This window comes from Halovivax asiaticus JCM 14624 (assembly GCF_000337515.1).
Classification (GTDB): Archaea; Halobacteriota; Halobacteria; order Halobacteriales; family Natrialbaceae; genus Halovivax; species Halovivax asiaticus.
This window is the reverse complement of the sequence record NZ_AOIQ01000014.1, coordinates 171581-190585: the sequence shown is the minus strand read 5'-3', so window position 1 is coordinate 190585 and position 19005 is coordinate 171581. Positions and strand designations below refer to the sequence as shown.

16 protein-coding genes are annotated in these 19005 nt (G+C 64.4%); 5 read left to right on the top strand and 11 right to left on the bottom strand.

What is annotated here, in order from left to right:
- Positions 1–67: 67 nt before the first annotated feature.
- From C479_RS08510 to C479_RS08495, 4 genes are all read right to left on the bottom strand, one after another.
- Positions 68–712, bottom strand: a complete 645-nt coding sequence (locus C479_RS08510) for a helix-turn-helix domain-containing protein (protein ID WP_007700951.1) — start codon at positions 710–712, stop codon at positions 68–70.
- A gap of 88 nt (positions 713–800) precedes the next feature.
- The gene (locus C479_RS08505) at positions 801–1391 is read right to left on the bottom strand and encodes a hypothetical protein (RefSeq protein ID WP_007700949.1); all 591 of its coding nucleotides are present in this window, start codon (positions 1389–1391) and stop codon (positions 801–803) included.
- A 107-nt stretch (positions 1392–1498) separates the two neighbouring features.
- A complete protein-coding gene (glyS, locus tag C479_RS08500) occupies positions 1499–3328 on the bottom strand; it encodes a glycine--tRNA ligase (protein ID WP_007700947.1) in 1830 nt (609 codons plus the stop codon).
- Positions 3321–4172: a CBS domain-containing protein gene (locus C479_RS08495; protein ID WP_007700945.1), complete on the bottom strand. Its 852-nt coding sequence runs from the start codon at positions 4170–4172 to the stop codon at positions 3321–3323. Before C479_RS08495 ends, glyS begins: the two co-directional genes overlap by 8 nt.
- 117 nt (positions 4173–4289) lie before the next feature.
- Here C479_RS08495 and C479_RS16520 point away from each other — a divergent pair, with 117 nt between their 5' ends.
- Positions 4290–4457, top strand: coding sequence for a DUF7556 family protein (locus C479_RS16520; RefSeq protein ID WP_007700943.1), 168 nt, complete (start codon positions 4290–4292; stop codon positions 4455–4457).
- A 36-nt stretch (positions 4458–4493) separates the two neighbouring features.
- Here C479_RS16520 and C479_RS16675 read toward each other — a convergent pair whose 3' ends face one another.
- The 5 genes from C479_RS16675 to C479_RS08470 form a co-directional block, all read right to left on the bottom strand.
- Complete coding sequence (locus C479_RS16675; protein ID WP_007700942.1) at positions 4494–5777, bottom strand: ABC transporter ATP-binding protein; 1284 nt, start codon at positions 5775–5777, stop codon at positions 4494–4496.
- A 76-nt stretch (positions 5778–5853) separates the two neighbouring features.
- Positions 5854–6993 (bottom strand): ABC transporter ATP-binding protein, encoded by a 1140-nt coding sequence (locus C479_RS16670; RefSeq protein WP_007700940.1) that lies wholly within the window; start codon positions 6991–6993, stop codon positions 5854–5856.
- Positions 6994–7002: 9 nt separating this feature from the next.
- Positions 7003–8001: an ABC transporter permease gene (locus tag C479_RS08480; protein ID WP_049907172.1), complete on the bottom strand. Its 999-nt coding sequence runs from the start codon at positions 7999–8001 to the stop codon at positions 7003–7005.
- 2 nt (positions 8002–8003) lie between these two features.
- Positions 8004–9002, bottom strand: coding sequence for an ABC transporter permease (locus C479_RS08475; RefSeq protein WP_007700934.1), 999 nt, complete (start codon positions 9000–9002; stop codon positions 8004–8006).
- 123 nt (positions 9003–9125) lie between these two features.
- Positions 9126–10865, bottom strand: coding sequence for an ABC transporter substrate-binding protein (locus C479_RS08470; RefSeq protein WP_007700929.1), 1740 nt, complete (start codon positions 10863–10865; stop codon positions 9126–9128).
- Positions 10866–11327: 462 nt separating this feature from the next.
- Here C479_RS08470 and C479_RS08465 point away from each other — a divergent pair, with 462 nt between their 5' ends.
- The 4 genes from C479_RS08465 (at position 11328) to C479_RS08450 (ending at position 16994) form a co-directional block, all read left to right on the top strand.
- Entirely contained in the window at positions 11328–11750 is a 423-nt protein-coding gene (locus C479_RS08465) for a PPC domain-containing DNA-binding protein (RefSeq protein WP_007700926.1), read from the top strand.
- A 1-nt stretch (position 11751) separates the two neighbouring features.
- Positions 11752–15378, top strand: coding sequence for a DNA polymerase II large subunit (locus tag C479_RS08460; RefSeq protein ID WP_007700924.1), 3627 nt, complete (start codon positions 11752–11754; stop codon positions 15376–15378).
- A gap of 294 nt (positions 15379–15672) precedes the next feature.
- Entirely contained in the window at positions 15673–16005 is a 333-nt protein-coding gene (locus C479_RS08455; protein WP_007700921.1) for a DUF7130 family rubredoxin-like protein, read from the top strand.
- Positions 16006–16094: 89 nt separating this feature from the next.
- Positions 16095–16994 (top strand): ketopantoate reductase family protein, encoded by a 900-nt coding sequence (locus tag C479_RS08450; RefSeq protein ID WP_007700918.1) that lies wholly within the window; start codon positions 16095–16097, stop codon positions 16992–16994.
- A 1147-nt stretch (positions 16995–18141) separates the two neighbouring features.
- On the opposite strand, the gene C479_RS08445 is transcribed toward C479_RS08450, so the two are convergent.
- Positions 18142–18504 (bottom strand): NifU family protein, encoded by a 363-nt coding sequence (locus C479_RS08445; protein WP_007700915.1) that lies wholly within the window; start codon positions 18502–18504, stop codon positions 18142–18144.
- A gap of 103 nt (positions 18505–18607) precedes the next feature.
- Positions 18608–18925 carry a DUF5783 family protein gene (locus C479_RS08440; protein ID WP_007700912.1) on the bottom strand — a complete coding sequence of 106 codons (318 nt, stop codon included), beginning with the start codon at positions 18923–18925 and terminating at the stop codon, positions 18608–18610.
- Positions 18926–19005 lie beyond the last annotated feature (80 nt).

Below are 19005 nucleotides of genomic sequence, written 5' to 3'. Positions count from 1 at the left end.
GTTCCGTTAGACACCTATTTATAACAGGGTTACTATAGCTGGTCGGATATGCGAGCTGGCCGGCTGATCACTCGACGTGTTCGCCGACGAGCGTTTCGAGACCCCGCCGCAGCCGCTGGCCGACGGCGGAGGCCGAAATATCGAGTTCCTGTGCGAGTTCCGCCTGTGACACCTGGCGCGGATCCTCGAAGTACCCGCGGTGATACGCTAGCGCCAGCGTCTCGTCCTGGGCATTCGAGAGGGAATCGTCGCCGACGCCGAAGTACTCGCCGATCGATTCCAGTCGCTGTACCGTCAGGGGAACGTCGTGTGTCTGACAGCACTCCTGAAACGCCGACGTCGCGGCACTGTCCTCGAACCAGACGGTCAGTTGCCACCGATCCGGCGTCCCCTGCGCCTCGAGGACGATCCCGTCCGCGTCGGTGATACAGCGGACGAGGGGGCTGTCGACCTTCCAGGCCGTCTTGTAGAACGCTCCGTCGTCGGTCCGGTCGATTCGATCGACGATGGCGACGTTTTCCTCCGCGGTAACTGCTGATTCGACCGCGGTCGGCGCCGCGCCGCTCATCCAGACGTACGGGATCGCGAGCGGCCCGTCCTGGCCGATGTAGACGACGTCGACCACGATCGAGTCGAATTCGGAGATGATTCGTCGGGGGGCAGAATCGGGCGCTGGCGCGGTGTTGGGGGAGGTGAGGACGACGACCCGCATTGTCGCTGCACTCCTCGCCGATGGGAATAAGTAACGTGGTCGTTTATTTCGTTGTTGTCACCGCTGACGGTCGGCTCACTGCTAGCCATCAGATCGGACCGATCTGGATCGCGATCCAGGCCGCCACGCCGGCGTAGATCGGGATCGTCAGGTTGTCGTCGAGCACGAAGTCACCGCGTCGGACCGTTACCCCGTCCGCGACGGTCGCTCCAAGGGCGGCCGCGACGACGGCGAGCGGATAGTCGCGGAGGAACGGCGTCGCGAGCACGACACAGAGGACGAACATCCCGGCGAGCGTTCGTCCGTCCTTGACACGCTGGAGCGAGTCCGCCGAGAGGGCACCGCTGATCGGATCACCGAGCGACAGCATCAACATCGCCGGCAGGGCGATGTGCGGCCCGAAGACCACCACGACCAGCGCCATGCTGACCATGTACCAGCCGTAGCCGGCGAACTGGTCCTGTTCGTACTCCCGCGTGAGTTTGTCGTAGAGCCACCACTCGAGCCCGAAGTGGAGTCGCAGGATCTCGAGACCGACCGCCCCGGTCGCGAGGACGACGAGCAAAATGCGAAACAACGGCCACGACAGCCCGAGCTCGAGCGACTGCGCGAGCAGGTACAGAACGACGAGGCCGGAGCCACTCGCGTGGACGAGCCGTCGCTTCAGTTCGTCCGCCATCGTCTGGTCGCTTCGTCGGCGTTCCCTTCAGTCAATCGGTTGGCCGTGGCGGATCGGTGTGTGCCAACACACCGCCCGATTGTCGGGCTGGCGTGCCTACAGAGGAATCAGCCGTCGAGTTCGTCGAACGTCAACTCGCCCGTACGGAGCGCCTCGATCGTCACGGCGAGGTCGTCGATCGCGACGCGTTTCTGGGCCGTCGAGTCGCGCTCGCGGAGGGTGACTGTTCCCGAAAGTGTCTCGCCATCCCCGCCTGCACCGTTTCGACCGTCGCCGCTCGCGTCGCTTCCTTCCACCGTCTCGTAGTCGACGGTCACGCAGTACGGCGTCCCGATCTCGTCCTGGCGCCGGTAGCGGCGACCGATGTTCCCCGAATCATCGTACGTGACCGACAGGCCCACTGCGCGTAACTCGTCGACGATGTCGCGGGCCCGCGTTTCGAGTTCGTCGTCCGACTGCAGGGGGAAGACGCCGACGAACGTGGGGGCGACTTCCGGTTCGAGTGCCAGGTACGTCCGCTCCTCGCCGTCGACCTCGTCCTCGCGGTAGGCGTGGTGGCAGACGGTGTAGACGAGTCGATCGACGCCGAACGACGGCTCGATGACGTGCGGGACGATGTGTTCGCCGGCTTCGGTCTGTTCCTCGACGGCGAAGCCGGTTTTTGCGACGGGGATCTCGTGTGTCTCGCCGTCGACCTCGATTTCGACGCTCTCCCCCGCAAACGCGGCCCGATCTCGCTCGGCTTTCGTTTCGAGCGCGTCCACGACGGCTTGGGCATCACCGCCGAACTCCGGACCCAGGTAGCTCATGTCGGGGTCGACGACGGCGCGCTCGACGGTTCTGGGCTCGTCGTACTGTTGGAAGACCGTGAAGCGATCTTCCGAGTACTCGTCGTGCTTCGAGAGGTCGTAGGCGCCGCGATCGGAGAAGCCGGCGATCTCGATCCAGTTGCCGTCGATCTCGGCTTCGGCGTCCCAGCAGTCGCTCGCGTAGTGTGAGCGCTCCCCGGCGAGGTGCTGGCGGTAGCGAAACCGGTCCATGTCGACGCCGAGGGAGGCGTACCATTCTCGGGCAACGCCGAGGTAGTAGGCGATCCAGGGCTGGAGGACCCCATCGTTCACAGCGTCGCCGATGGTGGTTTCGACGTGACCACCGTCAGCTGCCTCCTGTTCGCTCGCGGGATAGAGCGTCACGTCGACGTCGGTGACGGCCGAGAGGTCGGGCTCGTCGTCCTCGGGGTCGATGAACAGTTCCAGCTCGGCCTGCGTGAATTCCCGCGTGCGGATGATCGAGCGCCGGGGGCTGATCTCGTTGCGGTAGGCCCGGCCGATCTGGGTGACGCCGAAGGGAAGCTGGTTGCGCGCGTACTCTTTCAACCGGGGGAACTCGACGAAGATGCCCTGTGCGGTCTCCGGGCGGAGGTAGCCGGGCTGGGCGTCGCCGGGACCGATGTTCGTCGCGAACATGAGGTTGAACGTCTCGACGGCCTGGTCGGCGAGGCCGGCACCGCAGGCCGGGCAGACGAGTTCGTACTCGGCGATGATCTCCTCGACCTCGGGGATCGGGAGTCCTTCGGCGTCCTCGTACTCGGTGTTGTCCTCGACGACGTGGTCGGCACGGTGGCTCTCGCCACAGTCGGGACACTCGACGAGCATGTCGTCGAAGGTATCGAGGTGACCCGAGGCCTCGAACACCGGTTCGGGCATGATCGTCGGCGCGTCGATCTCCATGTTGCCTTCGGCGACGGCGAAGCGCTCGCGCCAGGCGTCCTCGACGTTGCCCTTCAGTGCCGCACCCTGCGGGCCGAACGTGTAGAAGCCGCCGACGCCGCCGTAGGCGCCGGAGGCCTGGAAGAAGTAGCCCCGCCGCTTCGCGAGCTCGACCAGTTGCTCGCTGGTTCGAGCGTCGTCCGTGGAAGTCGTGCCGTCGTCACTCATACAGAGCCCTCAGCAGGTCGATGTCCCGGACGACGCCGACGAGGCGCTCGCCCGTGACGAGCGGGATCTGTTCGATGTCGCTCGAGATCATCTCCTGGGCGGCCTCCTCGACGCCGCGGTGCTGGGTCACGGTCACGACGTCGTCTGACATGAACTCCCGGACGGGACCGGTCGGCAGTTCGATGTCGCGGGTCGGGAGCGACCGGCTCCCGACGGCCTTGATCCCTTCCCAGGACCACTCGGCGTCCTGATCGGGGAAGTTGTCGCCCGTCGACTCCTCGCCTTCGACGATGTGGGCGACGTCCAGAATGTCGACCTCGGTGAGGACGCCACACATCGTTCCCTCGTCGTCGAGGACCACGGCGTAGGGTGCGTTCGCGTAGGACAGCTGCGCCTCCGCGACGAGCAGCGGCGTCTCGTGGTGGGTAGTGTTCACGTCGCGTGCCGCGTAGTCGCCGACCTCGGCGTCGACGTCGACCTTCCCTCTGGCGATCGCGGCGACGACGTCAGTCACGGTGACGATCCCCTCGAACTCCCCGTCGACGACCGGGACGCGACGCGCCCCCTTCTCGACCATGAGCGCGGCGATGTCCCTGACGTCGGTGTCGGCCGTCGTCGTCGGGACGTCCTCCATCAGCATCACGAGCTGATCCTCGTCGGGCTGGTCGATCAGCGACTGTCGCGAGATGAGTCCCCGGTACTCCGGGCCGTCGTCGCTCTCCGCGATCACGGGTACCGAGGAGAACGATCGCTCCTGGAGGTACTCCAGGACGTCGCTGCGCGTCCCCGGCAGCACCGCCGTTACGACCTCGTCGCGAGGCGTCATCGCGTCGGCTACCTTCATGTCGTCCGGATACGGCCAAAACCCGTATAAAGCCAGTGTTTCCGTGCTCACTCGACCCGTGCGAGTCGACACCACACCTTCGACGGTTTTATCAATCCCTGGGTGAGATTCCTTCTCATGGAGGGTAACCCACTCCCTACTGCGACGCAGGATGCAGACACGGTCGTCGCGTCGATCGATCCAGCGGTCGGCGGCGAAGAGTACGTCATCGCCGACATCTCGACAGACGGGGCGTGGGTATCGATGAACGTGGAGTCCGCACCGGCGCTTGCCGCCTGGCGGTGAGCGGGCGACGCCGATTTTCCCGGCCCAGTGTATCGCCTAGCGGTGGAGGTGACAGGCGCTGAAGTGCCTGCCATCGCCGAACTCGGGCTCGACCTCGTAGGCCGGTCGCTCGCGGGCGCAGATGCTCTGGTCGGCGAAGGAGCCGACGAGCAGCGACGCGGCTTCGTCCCACTTGGCTCGCGCGCTGGCACTCCGCTGGGACGCCGCCGAGTCGTCGGTCGCGACGAGTTCGATGGCTTCCTCGACGATCGCTCCGGCGTCGCCGCCGGGGACGCCCTGCTCGAAGAACGCTTCCCGGAGCTCGGCCGCCGGCGCGGCGTCGATCGTTCGCCGGTCGACCGCCCGCATGAACGCCCTGACGTCGGTCCACTCCCGGTCGGTCAGGTCGTACGCCTCCGGCGCGATGAGTTTTGGACAGCGAGTCCGGAAGCGACACCCCGAGGGCGGGTTGGTCGGGCTGGGCACCTCGCCCTCGAGGACGCCTCGCGCGTCGCTGTCGCGTGGGTCGGGGACCGGAATCGAGTCGAGGAGCGCCCGGGTGTAGGGATGGGACGGGTTCTCGAAGAGTTCCTCCTTCGTTGCGAGTTCGACGATGTTGCCGAGGTACATCACGGCGACGCGGTCGGAGATGTACCGGATGACCGAGAGGTCGTGGGCGATGAAGAGGTACGTGAGGCCGAATTCCTCCTGGAGCTCCTCCATCGTGTTCAGTACCTGCGCCTGGATCGAGACGTCGAGCGCGGAGACCGGCTCGTCACAGACGATGAAGTCGGGATCGACCGACAGCGCGCGGGCCAGGTTGATCCGCTGGCGCTGGCCGCCCGAGAAGGCGTGGGGAAACCGGTTGTAGTGGTGCGGGTCGAGGCCGACCTTCTCGAGGAGCATCTTTGCACGTGCTTCCCGGCCCTCGGCGTCGAGCATGCCGTGAGCCCACATCGGTTCCTCGATGATGTCGCCGACGCGCATGCGCGGATCCAGCGACGACTGCGGGTCCTGGAAGATCATCTGAATGTCCGACCGCATCTCGCGCAGGTCCGATCCGCTCAGCTCGGCCAGGTCGCTTCCCTTGTAGTAGATGTTCCCTTCCGTCGGCGTCAGCAGCCGGAGGATCGTCCGGCCGAGTGTACTCTTCCCGCAGCCGGACTCGCCGACGAGACCGAGCGTCTCGCCGTCGCGAATGTCGAACGAGACGTCGTCGACGGCCTTGACGGGCTCGCGATCTACGTGGATCGGCGGGAACGTACTGGGGTCGAAACTGAGTCCCTCGAACAGCCCGGACGACGAACGGAAGTACTTCTTCAGGCCGTCGACGCGCACCATGGTCTCCGCCTCGGTGTCGCCTCCTGGCCGACCGTGGGCGTCCGTGCGGGCCGAATCGCCGCTCTGGGCAGAATCGCTACTCACTCGCCCCACCTCCGCTGGCGACTTCCGAGGCCTCCTGCCCGCGCTCGCTCTCGCCCCGTGCGAGGTTGTCGAGCGGCGGACTCTCGTCGTAGCCGACGTCGAAGACGTCGCGCTTGAAACACGCGGATCGGTGGGAGAATCCGTCGACCCGATCGATCTCCGCCGGCTCGGGGTGGACCTGCCGACAGACCTCTCTCGCGTCGGGACAGCGCGGGTGGAATCGGCAGCCTGGCGGTGGATCGATCGCCTCCGGCATGACGCCACGAATGGGATCTAGGTCCGTGACCGTTCGATCCGGTCGCGGCATCGAGTCGAGCAGGGCCTTCGTGTAGGGGTGGCCGGTCTCGTAGAAGAGTTCGTCGACGGGCGCCTGTTCGACGATCTCTCCCAGATACATGACGTTGACGCGGTCGCAGATCTCGGCGACGACGCCCATGTCGTGGGTGACCCAGATGAAGCTCGTCCCGTATTTGCGCTGGAGCTCGTCGACGAGATCCAGGATCTGCCCTTCGACCGTGACGTCCAGTGCCGTCGTCGGTTCGTCGGCGATGATCAGGCTCGGTTGGCAGGCCAGCGCCATCGCGATCAGCACGCGCTGGCGCATCCCGCCGGAGAACTGGTGGGGATACTCGTCGTAGCGCGCCTCGGCGTCGGGAATGCCGACCTCGCGGAGCATGTCGATCGCCTCCTTGCGGGCCTCGTCGCCCGTCAGATCCCGGTTGAGTTCGATGAACTCTCGGAGCTGGCCGCCGATCGTGAAGACGGGATTGAGTGACTCCATCGGATCCTGGAAGATGACGGCGATCTCGTTGCCGCGGATCTCCTGGCGGACCGTCTCGGCCGAGAGCACGCCATCCTGGAGCCGCCTGTCGCCGTCTTCGGTCTCTTCGGCCGCGAAGATCGTCCGTCCCTTGTAGGTTATCTCGCCGGCGACGATCTCGCCGGGGTTGTCGACGAGCCTGAGGAGGCTCATCGAGGCGACGCTCTTTCCCGCGCCGCTTTCGCCCACGATGCCGACGATCTCGCCTTCGTAGACCTCGAATGAGATGCCGTCGACGGCACGGACGGTTCCGTTCTCGGTGACGAACTGTGTCTTCAGGTTCTCGACGCGGAGCAGTGGTTTGTCTCTCATTGTCTGGTGTTAGTTGTCGATTCGCGGGTCGAGGGCGTCCTGGAGCCCGTCGCCGAAGAGGTTGAAACCCATGATGGTGAACATGATCGCGAGTCCCGGCCAGATCGAGAGCCAGATGTTCGAGTGCATGTAGCGGTACGACTGGGCGAGCATTCGGCCCCAGTCCGGTGTCGGTGGCTGGGCGCCGTAGCCGAGAAACGACAGGCCGGCCACGATGAGGATCACGACGCCGATCTCCAGCGTCGCGTAGACGAGCACCGGCGCGAAACTGTTCGGGATGATGTGCTTCGCGATGATGTACCGATCCTTCACCCCGGCCGCTCGCGCGGCCTCGATGTAGTCCATCTCGCGCACCGAGAGCACCCGTGACCGGATGATTCGCGCGAAGATCGGGATCGTCGTCAGCGAGACGCCGATGATCGCGTACTGAATGTTCCGTTGCCCGCCGCTGGCGAACTCGGTGAAGACGATGATCAGGATCAGTCCCGGGATCGCGTAGAGCGTCTCGACGCTGCGCATCAGGATGTCGTCGATGCGGCCGCCGTAGTAGCCGGAGACGGCCCCGACGACCGTCCCTGCGACGGTGCCGAGCAACGTCGCGACGATGCCGACGCTGACCGAGATCTGGCTCCCGTAGACCAGCCTCGTGAAGTAATCGCGTCCTTCGGGGTCCGTTCCGAGCGGATACTCGAGCGTGCCGTCGACGTGGAACGCGGGCGGCTGATTCGGCTGGGACTCACCCGGGGCGGGAAGGTGTTCTGGATGGTCGAAGATCGGAATCGCCTCCGCCATCGTGTAACTGTCGAGGGCGCCGAAGGTGAGCGTCGACAGGTAGGTGTCGACGAAGGCGTAGAGGCCGACGACCAGGACGACGCTGATGACGTACAGCCCCCACCGGGCCGTCGTGTCCCGCTTGATTCGGCCGAGCGTGTCCCGCCACGTCTTCGCCGCAACTTCGCCGCTCGCGCCGTCGCCACCGTCGACCTGTGATTCGCTGGAGACGGCCATCGTCACTCACCCTCCCCGTACGTGACACGCGGGTCGACGTACGCGTACGCGATATCCGTGATGATGACGCCGATGACGAAGATGACCGCGAGGATGGTCGCGACGCTCATCACGACCTGATAGTCTTTCTGCTGGATGGAGTCGATGAGCAGGCGCCCCATCCCGTTGATGTTGAAGACGGTCTCGGTCAGCACGGCGCCGCCCAGCGCGGTCGACAGGCCCAGCCCGACCAGCGTGATGACCGGGAGCTGAGCGACCTGGAAGGCGTGCTTGCGCAGGATCGTTCGCTCCGAGACGCCGTACGCTCGGGCGAGTTTGACGTACTCGCCCTGCAGCGAGTCGATCATCTGCGTTCGCTCGACGCGCATGATCGTCGCCATCTGGAGGGTCCCCAGCGCGATCATCGGCAGGAACAGGTGATGGAGTACGTCGACCATGTGCCAGAAGTAGCCGGACAGGCCGGCATCGCTGGGGGCGTCCCACGGCATGACCAGTCCCGCGGACGGGAACCAGCCCAACTGGACGGCGAAGATGATGATGAGCATGATGCCGATCCAGAACGACGGCGTGCTCACGCCGAAGAGCGCTACGATCCGCGAGATGTGGTCTGACGGCTGATTTCGCCGCTTTGCCGCGAGTATGCCGAGCGGAATCGCCGTCACGACGGCGAAGAGAAAGGCCGAGAGAACCAACAGCAGGGTTGGACCGATGCGGGCCATCATGACCTCGCTGACCGGCCGGTTGTAGTGGATACTCCGCCCGAGATCTCCCGTGAAGAACCCGGACAGGTAGTCCCAGTACCGGACGTGAATCGGTCGATCGAGTCCGTAGCGCGCTTCTAAGTACGCGAGGTGTGATTCCGACACCTCTTGGCCGGCCGTCATGATCCGGATCGGATCCCCCGGCGTCATATTGATGAACAGGAAGAGGATCACGGTGATGCCGAGCAGTACCGGTATCGCCTGTGCGAACCGGAACAGCGTGTAGCGTAGGAGTCTCATTGATTGGTAGCGGTCTCTGAGTGGTCGATAGCGTGTCTGTGAGTCCTGTGGAGCTGCCGTGTGATGTCGATCAGTTCGTCGCTCTCGCGTCGGAATCTCGATGCTGGTATCGTCTCACTCTCACTAGTCCTCGACCCAGACGTTCCCGTACTCCCTGGCGAGTTGCGGGTTCGTGGCGACGTCCGGGTGCGCGTGCAGGTCCTGTACGTGCGTTCCGGACGCCATCGAGTTGTGCTGGGTGAACGCGGGGAGCGCGGGGAGCTGTTCGAGAATCTCGATGAGGACCGGTTCGTAGAGGTCGTAGCGTTCCTCCTGGTCGGCCGTCTCCCGCGCGGCGAGGATGTTCTCGTGAAACGAATCGCTCCCCTCGTAGAAGTGGCCCTGGTTCAGGCCGGCCGAGTCCTCGTGGAAGAGGTTGTAGAGGTACGTGTCCGGATCCGGACCGCCGGTCCACCCGAGCAGGTACATCTCGTAATCGTCCGGGTTCCCGCTGGTGTACGTATCGACCAGCGTGCCGAAGTCGAGCACCTGGACCTGCGCGCCGTAGCCGATCTCGTCGAGCCGGGTAGCGACGCGCTCGGCGAGGTCTGCCCGGATCCCCGCCGGGCAGATGATCGTCGGGTTGAAGTCGTCGGGCGCGTGCTCGTTGAGCAGCGATTCCGCGTTGTCGGGGTCGTACTCGGGATAGTACTCGTCGTTCCACTCGTCCATCGGGAAGCCCCACTGTTCGTTGGTGATCGGCGGGACCGGCGTCGTGATGGGCTGGGCGGTGTTCGAGGCGTTCGTCTCGACGAAGTCCTGCATCGAGAACGACTGACAGACGGCTCGGCGGACCTCCGGCGAACTGGTGTCTGCCTCGTCCGTGCAGTTGAACGCGAGGTACATGTACGAGGGACTCTGGCTCATGTAGCGCCGAATTCCGTCCTGATCCAACTCGGGCCAGGTGTTGTCGGGGATCCCCGAGATGACGTCCGTGTCGTCCGCCTGGATCTGGCTGACGCGGCTCGATGGGTCCGCCGCGGCCTCGAACGTCACCCGCTGCAGGTACGGCGTCGGGTCGCCCCAGTAGTCGTCCCGGCGCACGAGCGTGGCCGGTCCGTTGAGCTCGAACGACTCGAACTCGAACGGGCCGCTCCCGATCGTGTTTCCGACCGGATCGTCGTTGTACGTCGAGTCCACGTACTCGTTCACCGCGTCGGGGGCCGCTTCGACGGTGTCCGGCGCCGCCTCGTCGTACGCCTCGACGTCGGAGAGGCGGTCCTCCTTGCTGACGACGGTGACGGCCTGCGTCATGATCTGCCACGGGCCGAACGGTTCGGAGAGGTCGACCTGGAGGGTGCGTTCGTCGACGACCTCCGTGGACTCGATGACGCTGTACGTCGGTGCGTTCTCGGTCTGTTCCAAGACCGGCGCGATGAACGAGTGTTCGACGTCCGTCGCGGTGACCGGATTTCCGTTGCTGAACTCGGCATCCTCGACGATCTCGTAGATGAACCGTGTCCCGTCGTTCTCGATATCCGGCTCCCCGGTCGCCAGCTTCGGTGTGAGGCCGAGGCCGTCGTCGTACTCGAACAGACCGTCGAACACCTGTGTGAACACCTGGAAACTGTACGCATCGTTCGAGACGATCGGATCGAAGTCCTCGGCCCGCTCTTGCTCTTGCGTGTAGTGAATCTCGCTATCTCGAGCCGCCTCCTCGTCGTCCGGCTCCGATCGATCGTACTGGAACTCTTCGGGGTCGACGAGGCCGTCACTGCCGTCGTCGTCTCCGTCTCCACCGATGCAACCAGCGACCGCAACGCCCGAGACCACCGCGCCGGTGGCGAGCAGCCGCCGCCGCGATAGCGTCGTGGGTCGTGCCATGGCACAGGGCCACACGGCGATAGTATTATATATGATATTATTACTCGAGGTGTATCTCCCGCGTAATTTTTGAAACCAATGCTAAATCCCGCATTTACCTCGGTACGCACTGCATACTGCGAGCGCGACGAACCGGGCGCCTCGCAGGCTCCGTCGGCGCCGTCTCGCGATGGGGTCGTTCTCACCTCGTGACAACGACAGTAGCTGGGTGCTACGACCGATTCGGACCGCTCCGCCGTCCCGCGCCCCCGTCTATCCCCGCCGTTCCCACTGCGAACGACCCGGCAAGCGGCGGTGAGACGAGTCGGATCCCGGTCGGAACGCCTCGGCTAAAACGGTCCGCTGCGACCGAAACGGTTCGACAACTCGGCTGAAACGATCAGCCGACTCGGACGGAACGGTTCGACGATTGGCCAGTCTCCAAGCGGAGACTTTTTCCACGCTGCGCGGGTGAGTTGTCCCATGCACTTTCGATCGGTCGAGACCGCAGGCGAGTACGTCGCCCGGCTCGAAACGGGTGCGGACTGGCGGACCGAGATCGAGGCCCTCGCCGCCGCGGTCGACGCGGACGCGGCCTGGTTCACGGCACTCGGCGCCGTCCAGGACGCCGAACTCTGGTTCTACGATCAGGACGAGGGCTCCTACGATCCGATCACGTTCGACGAGGAACTCGAAGTCGCGAGCTGCGTCGGCAACGTCTCCCTCCTCGACGGCGAGCGATTCGCCCACACCCACGCCGTCCTCTCGCGCCCCGACGGCGAGGCCGTCGCCGGCCACCTGAACGCGGGGACCGTCTTCGCCGGCGAGGTCTACATGCGAGCGTTCGAGACGCCGCTCGAACGCGCCCACGACGAGACGACCGACCTCGACCTCTGGCCGCTCTGATATGCGCGAGGTAGACGAACGCTACTTCGAGACGCTCGAGGCCGAACTCGACGACGCGTTCGACGTCGCCGAGCGCGCTCGCTCGCGCGGCGGCGATCCGGAACCCGAGGTCGAGATCCCCGTCGCCAGAGACATGGCCGACCGCGTCGAGAATATCCTCGGCATCGAGGGCGTCGCCGAACGCGTCCGCGAACTCGAAGGCGAGATGAGTCGGGAAGAAGCCGCGCTCGAACTTGCGGTCGACTTTGCGGAGGGTCGCGTCGGCGACTACGAGACCAAAGCGGGCAAGGTCGAAGGCGCCGTCCGCACCGCGGTCGCGCTGTTGACCGAAGGCGTCGTCGCCGCACCGATCGAGGGTATCGATCGCGTCGAATTCCTCGAGAACGGCGACGGCACCGAGTTCGTCAACGTCTACTACGCCGGGCCGATCCGCTCTGCCGGCGGGACCGCTCAGGCACTCTCGGTGCTCGTCGCCGACTACACGCGCGCGCTCGTCGGGCTCGAAACCTATCAGGCCAGGGACGAAGAGATCGAGCGCTACGCCGAGGAGATCTCGCTGTACGACTCCGAGACTGGCCTCCAGTACACCCCGAAGGACAAGGAGACGAAGTTCATCGCCAAGCACCTCCCGATCATGCTGGACGGCGAGGCCACCGGCGACGAGGAGGTCTCGGGCTTTCGGGACTTAGAACGGGTCGACACCAACTCCGCCCGGGGCGGGATGTGTCTCGTCCTCGCAGAGGGGATCGCGCTCAAGGCCCCGAAAATTCAGCGATACACGTCCCAGCTCGACGAGGTCGACTGGCCCTGGCTGCAGGACCTGATCGACGGCACCTACTACGACGACGCGGACGGTGAGGCGGACGAGGCTGACGGTGAGGATGGCGCGAGCAACGGTGACGGCGGGGACGGCGGTGAGAGAGGCGACGGCGACGAGGACGATTCGAGTGCCGACGAGGTGGCGACGGAATCCAAGGACGACGCTCCGGTCGAAGCCGTCGACTTCGACGGGCCCGAACGCGTCGAGGAGTCGACGAAGTTCTTGCGGGACCTGATCGCCGGCCGGCCGGTCTTCTCGCACCCCTGTGCGGAAGGCGGGTTCCGCTTGCGATACGGTCGTGCTCGTAATCACGGGTTCGCGACCGCGGGCGTCCACCCGGCGGCGATGCACCTGCTCGACGACTTCCTCGCGACGGGGACCCAGATCAAGACCGAGCGTCCAGGGAAGGCGGCGGGTGTCGTTCCCGTCGATTCGATCGAGGGGCCGACGGTCCGGCTGGCCAACGGCGACGTCAGGCAGATCGACGACCCCGAGGTCGCCCTCGAACTGCGAAACGGCGTCGAGAAGATCCTCGACCTGGGGGAGTACCTCGTCAACTACGGCGAGTTCGTCGAGAACAACCATCCGCTCGCCCCTGCCTCCTACGTCCCCGAGTGGTGGGTTCAGGATCTGGCGGCCGCCGGTGTCGACGTCCAGGCCCTGCAGGACGACCCGTCGATCGACCTCGACCACCCGACGATCGAGCGCGCACTGGAGTGGGCCGAGACGTACGATGCGCCGCTGCACCCCGCCTACACTTTTCTCTGGCACGACCTCTCGGTCGCGGCCTTCTGCGACCTGGCGGCCGCCGTCGCCGCGGGCCGGATCGAGGACACGGACGCGGGTCCCGTCCTCGAACTCGACCACACGGATGCGACGCGCGACGCACTCGAGACGATCGTGATCGAACACCGCCAGCGCGAGGACCACATCGAGATCGACGACCCACGTCCGTTCGTCCGCTCGCTCGGCTGCCGGATCACGAAGACCGGTCGCATCGAACGTGACTGGGCCGACGACGACCTCTCGGAACACGCTCGAACGTGGGGGACGGCCGAACCCGGTGACAACGCCGTCGAAGCGGTCACCGAGGTCGCGCCGTTCGAGATCCGTGAGCGGGCACCGACGCGCGTCGGCAACCGGATGGGCCGCCCGGAGAAGTCGGAGAGTCGTGACATGAGCCCCGCCGTCCACACGCTCTTTCCCATCGGCGAGGCCGGCGGCGCCCAGCGAGACGTGGCGAAAGCTGGCTCGCACGCCGACACCATGGCAGACACGCCCGGCGTCGTCGAGATCCAGGTCGGGCGCACTCGCTGTCCCGAGTGCGACACCGAATCGTACGACCATCGGTGCCCGGAGTGTGATGCCCGCACCGAACCCGACTACCGCTGCCCGTCGTGCGACGAACGCATCCGGCCGGACGAGGCAGGTCGCGTCGAGTGCGACCGCTGTGAGAAGACTGCAACCTGCGTCGAACCCAGGCCGATCGACCTCAACGCGGCATATCGCGACGCCCTCGAGTCCGTCGGCGAGCGCGAGAACGCCTACGACATCCTGAAAGGCGTCAAGGGGCTCACCTCGACGGATAAACTCCCCGAACCCATCGAGAAGGGCATCCTCCGGGCGAAACACGACGTCTCCTCGTTCAAAGACGGCACCGTCCGCTACGACATGACCGATCTCCCGGTCACGTCCGTGCGCGCGAGCGAACTCGACGTCACCGTCGGCCAACTCGAGGCACTCGGCTACAAGGAGGACATCCACGGCGAACCGCTCGCCCACGAGGACCAGCTGGTGGAACTCAAGGTCCAGGACATCGTCCTCTCCGACGGCGCGGCCGAGCACATGCTCCAGACCGCCGACTTCATCGACGATCTCCTCGAACAGTACTACGGGCTCGAGCCCTACTACGAACTCGAGGGTCGCGACGAACTGGTCGGCGAACTCGTCTTCGGGATGGCGCCCCACACAAGCGCCGCGACTGTCGGCCGCGTCATCGGCTTTACGAGCGCGGCCGTCGGGTACGCGCATCCGTACTTCCACGCGGCAAAAAGACGCAATTGTGACGGCGACGAAGACTGTGTGATGCTCCTTCTGGACGGACTGTTGAATTTCAGCAAATCATTCCTTCCGGACAAACGCGGCGGGCGGATGGACGCCCCACTGGTCATGTCCTCGCGAATCGACCCCTCCGAGATCGACGACGAGGCCCACAACATGGACATCGTCTCGCGGTATCCCCGCGAATTCTACGAGGCGAGCCTGGAGATGGCCGATCCGGGCGAGGTCGACATCCAGATCGGCGAGGACACCCTCGGGACCGACGGCGAGTACACCGGCTTCCAGCACACGCACGACACCACCGATATCGCGATGGGGCCCGACCTCTCGGCGTACAAGACGCTCGGCTCCATGATGGACAAGATGGACGCCCAGCTCGAGATCTCGCGCAAACTCCGGGCCGTCGACGAGACCGACGTCGCCGAGCGCGTCATCGAGTACCACTTCCTGCCCGACCTGATCGGCAACTTGCGCGCCTTCTCACGCCAGGAAACCCGCTGTCTCGACTGCGGCGAGAAGTTCCGCCGCATGCCGTTGACCGAGGTCTGTCGCGAGTGCGGCGGCAACGTCAACCTCACCGTCCACGAGGGGTCGGTGAACAAGTACATGGACACCGCCATCCAGGTCGCCGAGGAATTCGGCTGTCGCGACTACACCAAACAGCGCCTCGAAGTGCTCGAAACGTCCCTCGAGAGCATCTTCGAGAACGACAAGAACAAACAGAGCGGGATTGCGGATTTCATGTAGACCAAACTTTTGCGCTGCGGGTGCGCCAACGGCGCACCCTCGGCAAAATCTTCAAAAGAGCCGTACGGCTCTTTTGGACCTCGCGGAAGCGAAGCTTCCGCTTAGCTTTGATGAAAAGCACTCCTCGCTCCCGCTGGTCGCTTGTCGGCCCGCTCGCTTCGTTCGCGGTGGATCCACGTAGCGATCATACCGCTCCGTTGGATGCGTTTCTCGGACCGTGTGTTTCTGGCCGTCGACGCTACCCTTGCCAACTCCGGGTGGAAGTTTACCCGATGGTTCGATGTCTCTTCATCTATGGAGGATACAGGCGACGTCACGACGGCGGGGAACGATGCGGTCCAGGACGCCTCCGAGATCGCGCTCGGGCAGACGATCTGTGACGAACGGGGGACCGTCCTCGGGACCGTCCGCGGCGTCGACGACGACGGGTTCTACGTGACGACGCGGGAGGGGATCGACTCGCTGTCGGTCGAACACGTTCGTTCTGGGCAAGCGTTCGGCGAGGCCGAACTCATGTGGCGCTGTACCGTCTGCGGCGAGATGGGCGTGTTGAGCGACGGCCTTCCGGGAACCTGTCCCAACTGTGGTACCGAGAAGGAAGACCTGATGTACTGGACCGAGGACTGAGTCGGTTCGAGAACTGAACCGATCCGCCCGTCGCGGATCGGGGCAGACGCGACCGAATCTTCTATTGATCGGGGGCGGTAGGCTCCGGTATGGACATCGTCGTGTTCGGCGCGGGCAGTCTCGGCAGTCTCGTCGGGGGACTGCTCGCACGCGAGCACGACGTCACGCTCGTCGGCCGCAATGCACACGTCGACCAAATCGAGCGAAATGGCCTCAGAATCGATGGGCGACTCGACACTCACGTCTTCCCGTCGGCGACGACCGATGGGACTGGCCTCGATGCAGATCTCGCCGTCGTAACGGTCAAAGCGTTCGACACGGACGCAGCGGCCCGGACACTCGCAACCGGCTCGCTCGACGCCGCTCTCTCTCTGCAGAACGGGATGGGAAACGAGGCGACGCTCGCAGCTCACCTCGATTGTCCCGTCCTCGCCGGCACGATCACGTACGGGGCCATGTTCGTCGAGCCTGGCCACGTCGAGTGCACGGGTATCGGCGAACTCGCACTGGGGCCGCGCGACGGTGGGTCCAGTCCGCTCGCCGATCGAATCGGGACGGCGTTCGGTGCAGCCGACATCGAGACGACCGTCGCGATGGACATGCCGCGGCGGCTGTGGCGGAAACTCGCCGTCAATGCCGCGATCAACCCCATCACGGCACTCGCCCGCGTCGAGAACGGCGCGATTCTCGACCCACCAACTGCCGACCTCGCCGCGGCCGCTGCCCGCGAAACCGCGCAGGTAGCCCGCGCGGATAGCGTCGATCTGACCGACACCGAGGCGACTGACGCCGTCAAATCGGTCGCGACCGCCACCGCGGCCAATCGCTCGTCGATGCTGCAAGACGTCGAGTCCGGTGCCCGGACCGAGATTGACGCGATCTCCGGCTACGTGGTCGATCGAGGCGAGGAATTGGGAGTCGACACCCCGACGAATCGGACACTCGCCACTACGGTTCGAACCTGGGAGCGCGGTCTGGGTCTTCGGTAACCTGCGGCAGCGGATTCACGTCGCAACGTACTTCCCTCGGACCGAACAACCAAATTCTTATTTTTTTGGAATTTCCCGTTCAATATTTTCTGGTATCGGGTGGTCTGGGGCGTTATTGGCTGGTTTTGGAGGGTATCGGCCCGTTTTGGTTGGGGATTGCCATCATTCCGGTCGGTCGGTATCGGGCTTCGTCGAGAATTTTGGTATAGCGTAATAGGATTCAATATATAAATGGGTGCCGCGGTTGGGGTCTTGCCCGATGTTTGTGGCCTGTTCTGGGGTTCTGTGGGGTTGTTACTGGCTGGTCGCTCTAGTGATCTCGTGAGAAGCGAACCGGCAAGGGGACAGTGAACCGCTCGATTTCCTCGCGCACGCGAGTCTCGTCTACTCCCCTGGCCGACTGGCACGGTTGGGGGGTTGCACTGAATCTAGTTATCGGACGAATCGTTTTCTGTGAGTGTCGATCCCGTTCGATCACACTACTTGGTCGGGTTGAGGCGTTCCAGTGACACTGTTTGGGTTGCCTGGCTATTCGTGGGCCACTCTCGGCCCAGCTGATGGTGGCAGATAGGATCGAGGGTGTGGTGCACGCTGTGGTTCGTGCGGTGCAGGCAACGTGCCGCGGGATTTTGTGTGTGTGTGTGTGTGTAACTCACACACTGAGTAACGTTGATAGCGGCCTGCAGAGAGAAGTCGTCCCTTCCGGCCCGGGTGGTGGCTTTCACGTTTCGTTTTTGCTCTGGTCTTTGTCCGGTCGGTGTCGATCGGATCGGTTCGTTCTCAGTTATCGGACAATCGGGCGATCGCCAACAGTTGTCGCAAACGGGTCGGGAAGCCGATCATCGAGGGGCGTTTTTGGCCTGTTGATCTGCTCTACGAGTAGGGTCGATAACCCTGGTCAGTGTGGCTCGTCCGGGACGTTTCGAAACTCTCTGCCATGAATACACTCTATATCGCGATATCGAATCTGGGCGTGCACGCTATTCGGCCGATAGCTCTGGTCCGGTAGCACTCGTCACTCGGCGGCGAGTGAGTGGCGACAATCGAAACGCTATTGGGCGGAAAATCGGATTTTCACGTCTATATATACACGGTTTTCGGTGGATTCCGTGAATACGAGAACGACCTGCGAAACGAGTCGAACGCGTTAGAACGGCGCCTGCGGCCCTTCGTCGTCCTCTTCTCCCTCGTCGACGGTTTCGCCGGGGAACGATGGACTCATTCCGCCGCCACCCATCCCGTCACCGTCGTCCATGCCGGTACTGGCGTTGACCTGCGTGATCTCGGGGATCTCCTTGACCATCCGACTCTTGATCGCCTGGATCGTCATCGGCGAGATCCCACAGCCGCTGCAGGCACCGCCGAGAGCGATCGAGACTTCTCCGGACTCGCGGTCGATGTTCTGCACTGCCGCACTTCCCCCGTGCATCTGGATCTGCGGGAAGTTACGCCGCAGGAAGTTGGCGACGCGCTCTTCCAGGTCGTCTCCATCCTGAGTTTCCGTGCTCATAGCACTCGATTAGGTGCGAACCTCCTTAGGCCTTCCGTCGCCCGTGTTCGGGCACCGACAGCCGGCTCGATGCGGGCTGGCGATTCTCGAACGCGGCGATTTCTCAGGCGAACCCGAACACTCGCTGGAGCTCCGTTTCGATCTCCTCGACGTGAACCGCGAGTACGTCCTCGAACTTGTCTTTGGGAACGACGACACCCTGGAGTCGATCGTACGGATCGTCCGGTAATTCGATACGGAATTCGCCGTCGCCCTCGTAGAACGGTTCGCTCTCGTTCAGCACCTGCTGGTCGATCCCGTGGACCAGCTGCGAGTCGTAACGGTCGTTCATTCGGGTGAACGCGTTCTTGTACGCCTGCTGGAGTTCCGGGAAGTAGTTCGCGTACTTGTCTTCGAACAACTCCGGATCGAAGTCGGCCATACCGGTTTCGACGTGCCAGGCGGCTAAAAGTCGGACGATCGGACGGTGACAGCTATCTCCTCCGAACGAGGCGTCCGTTC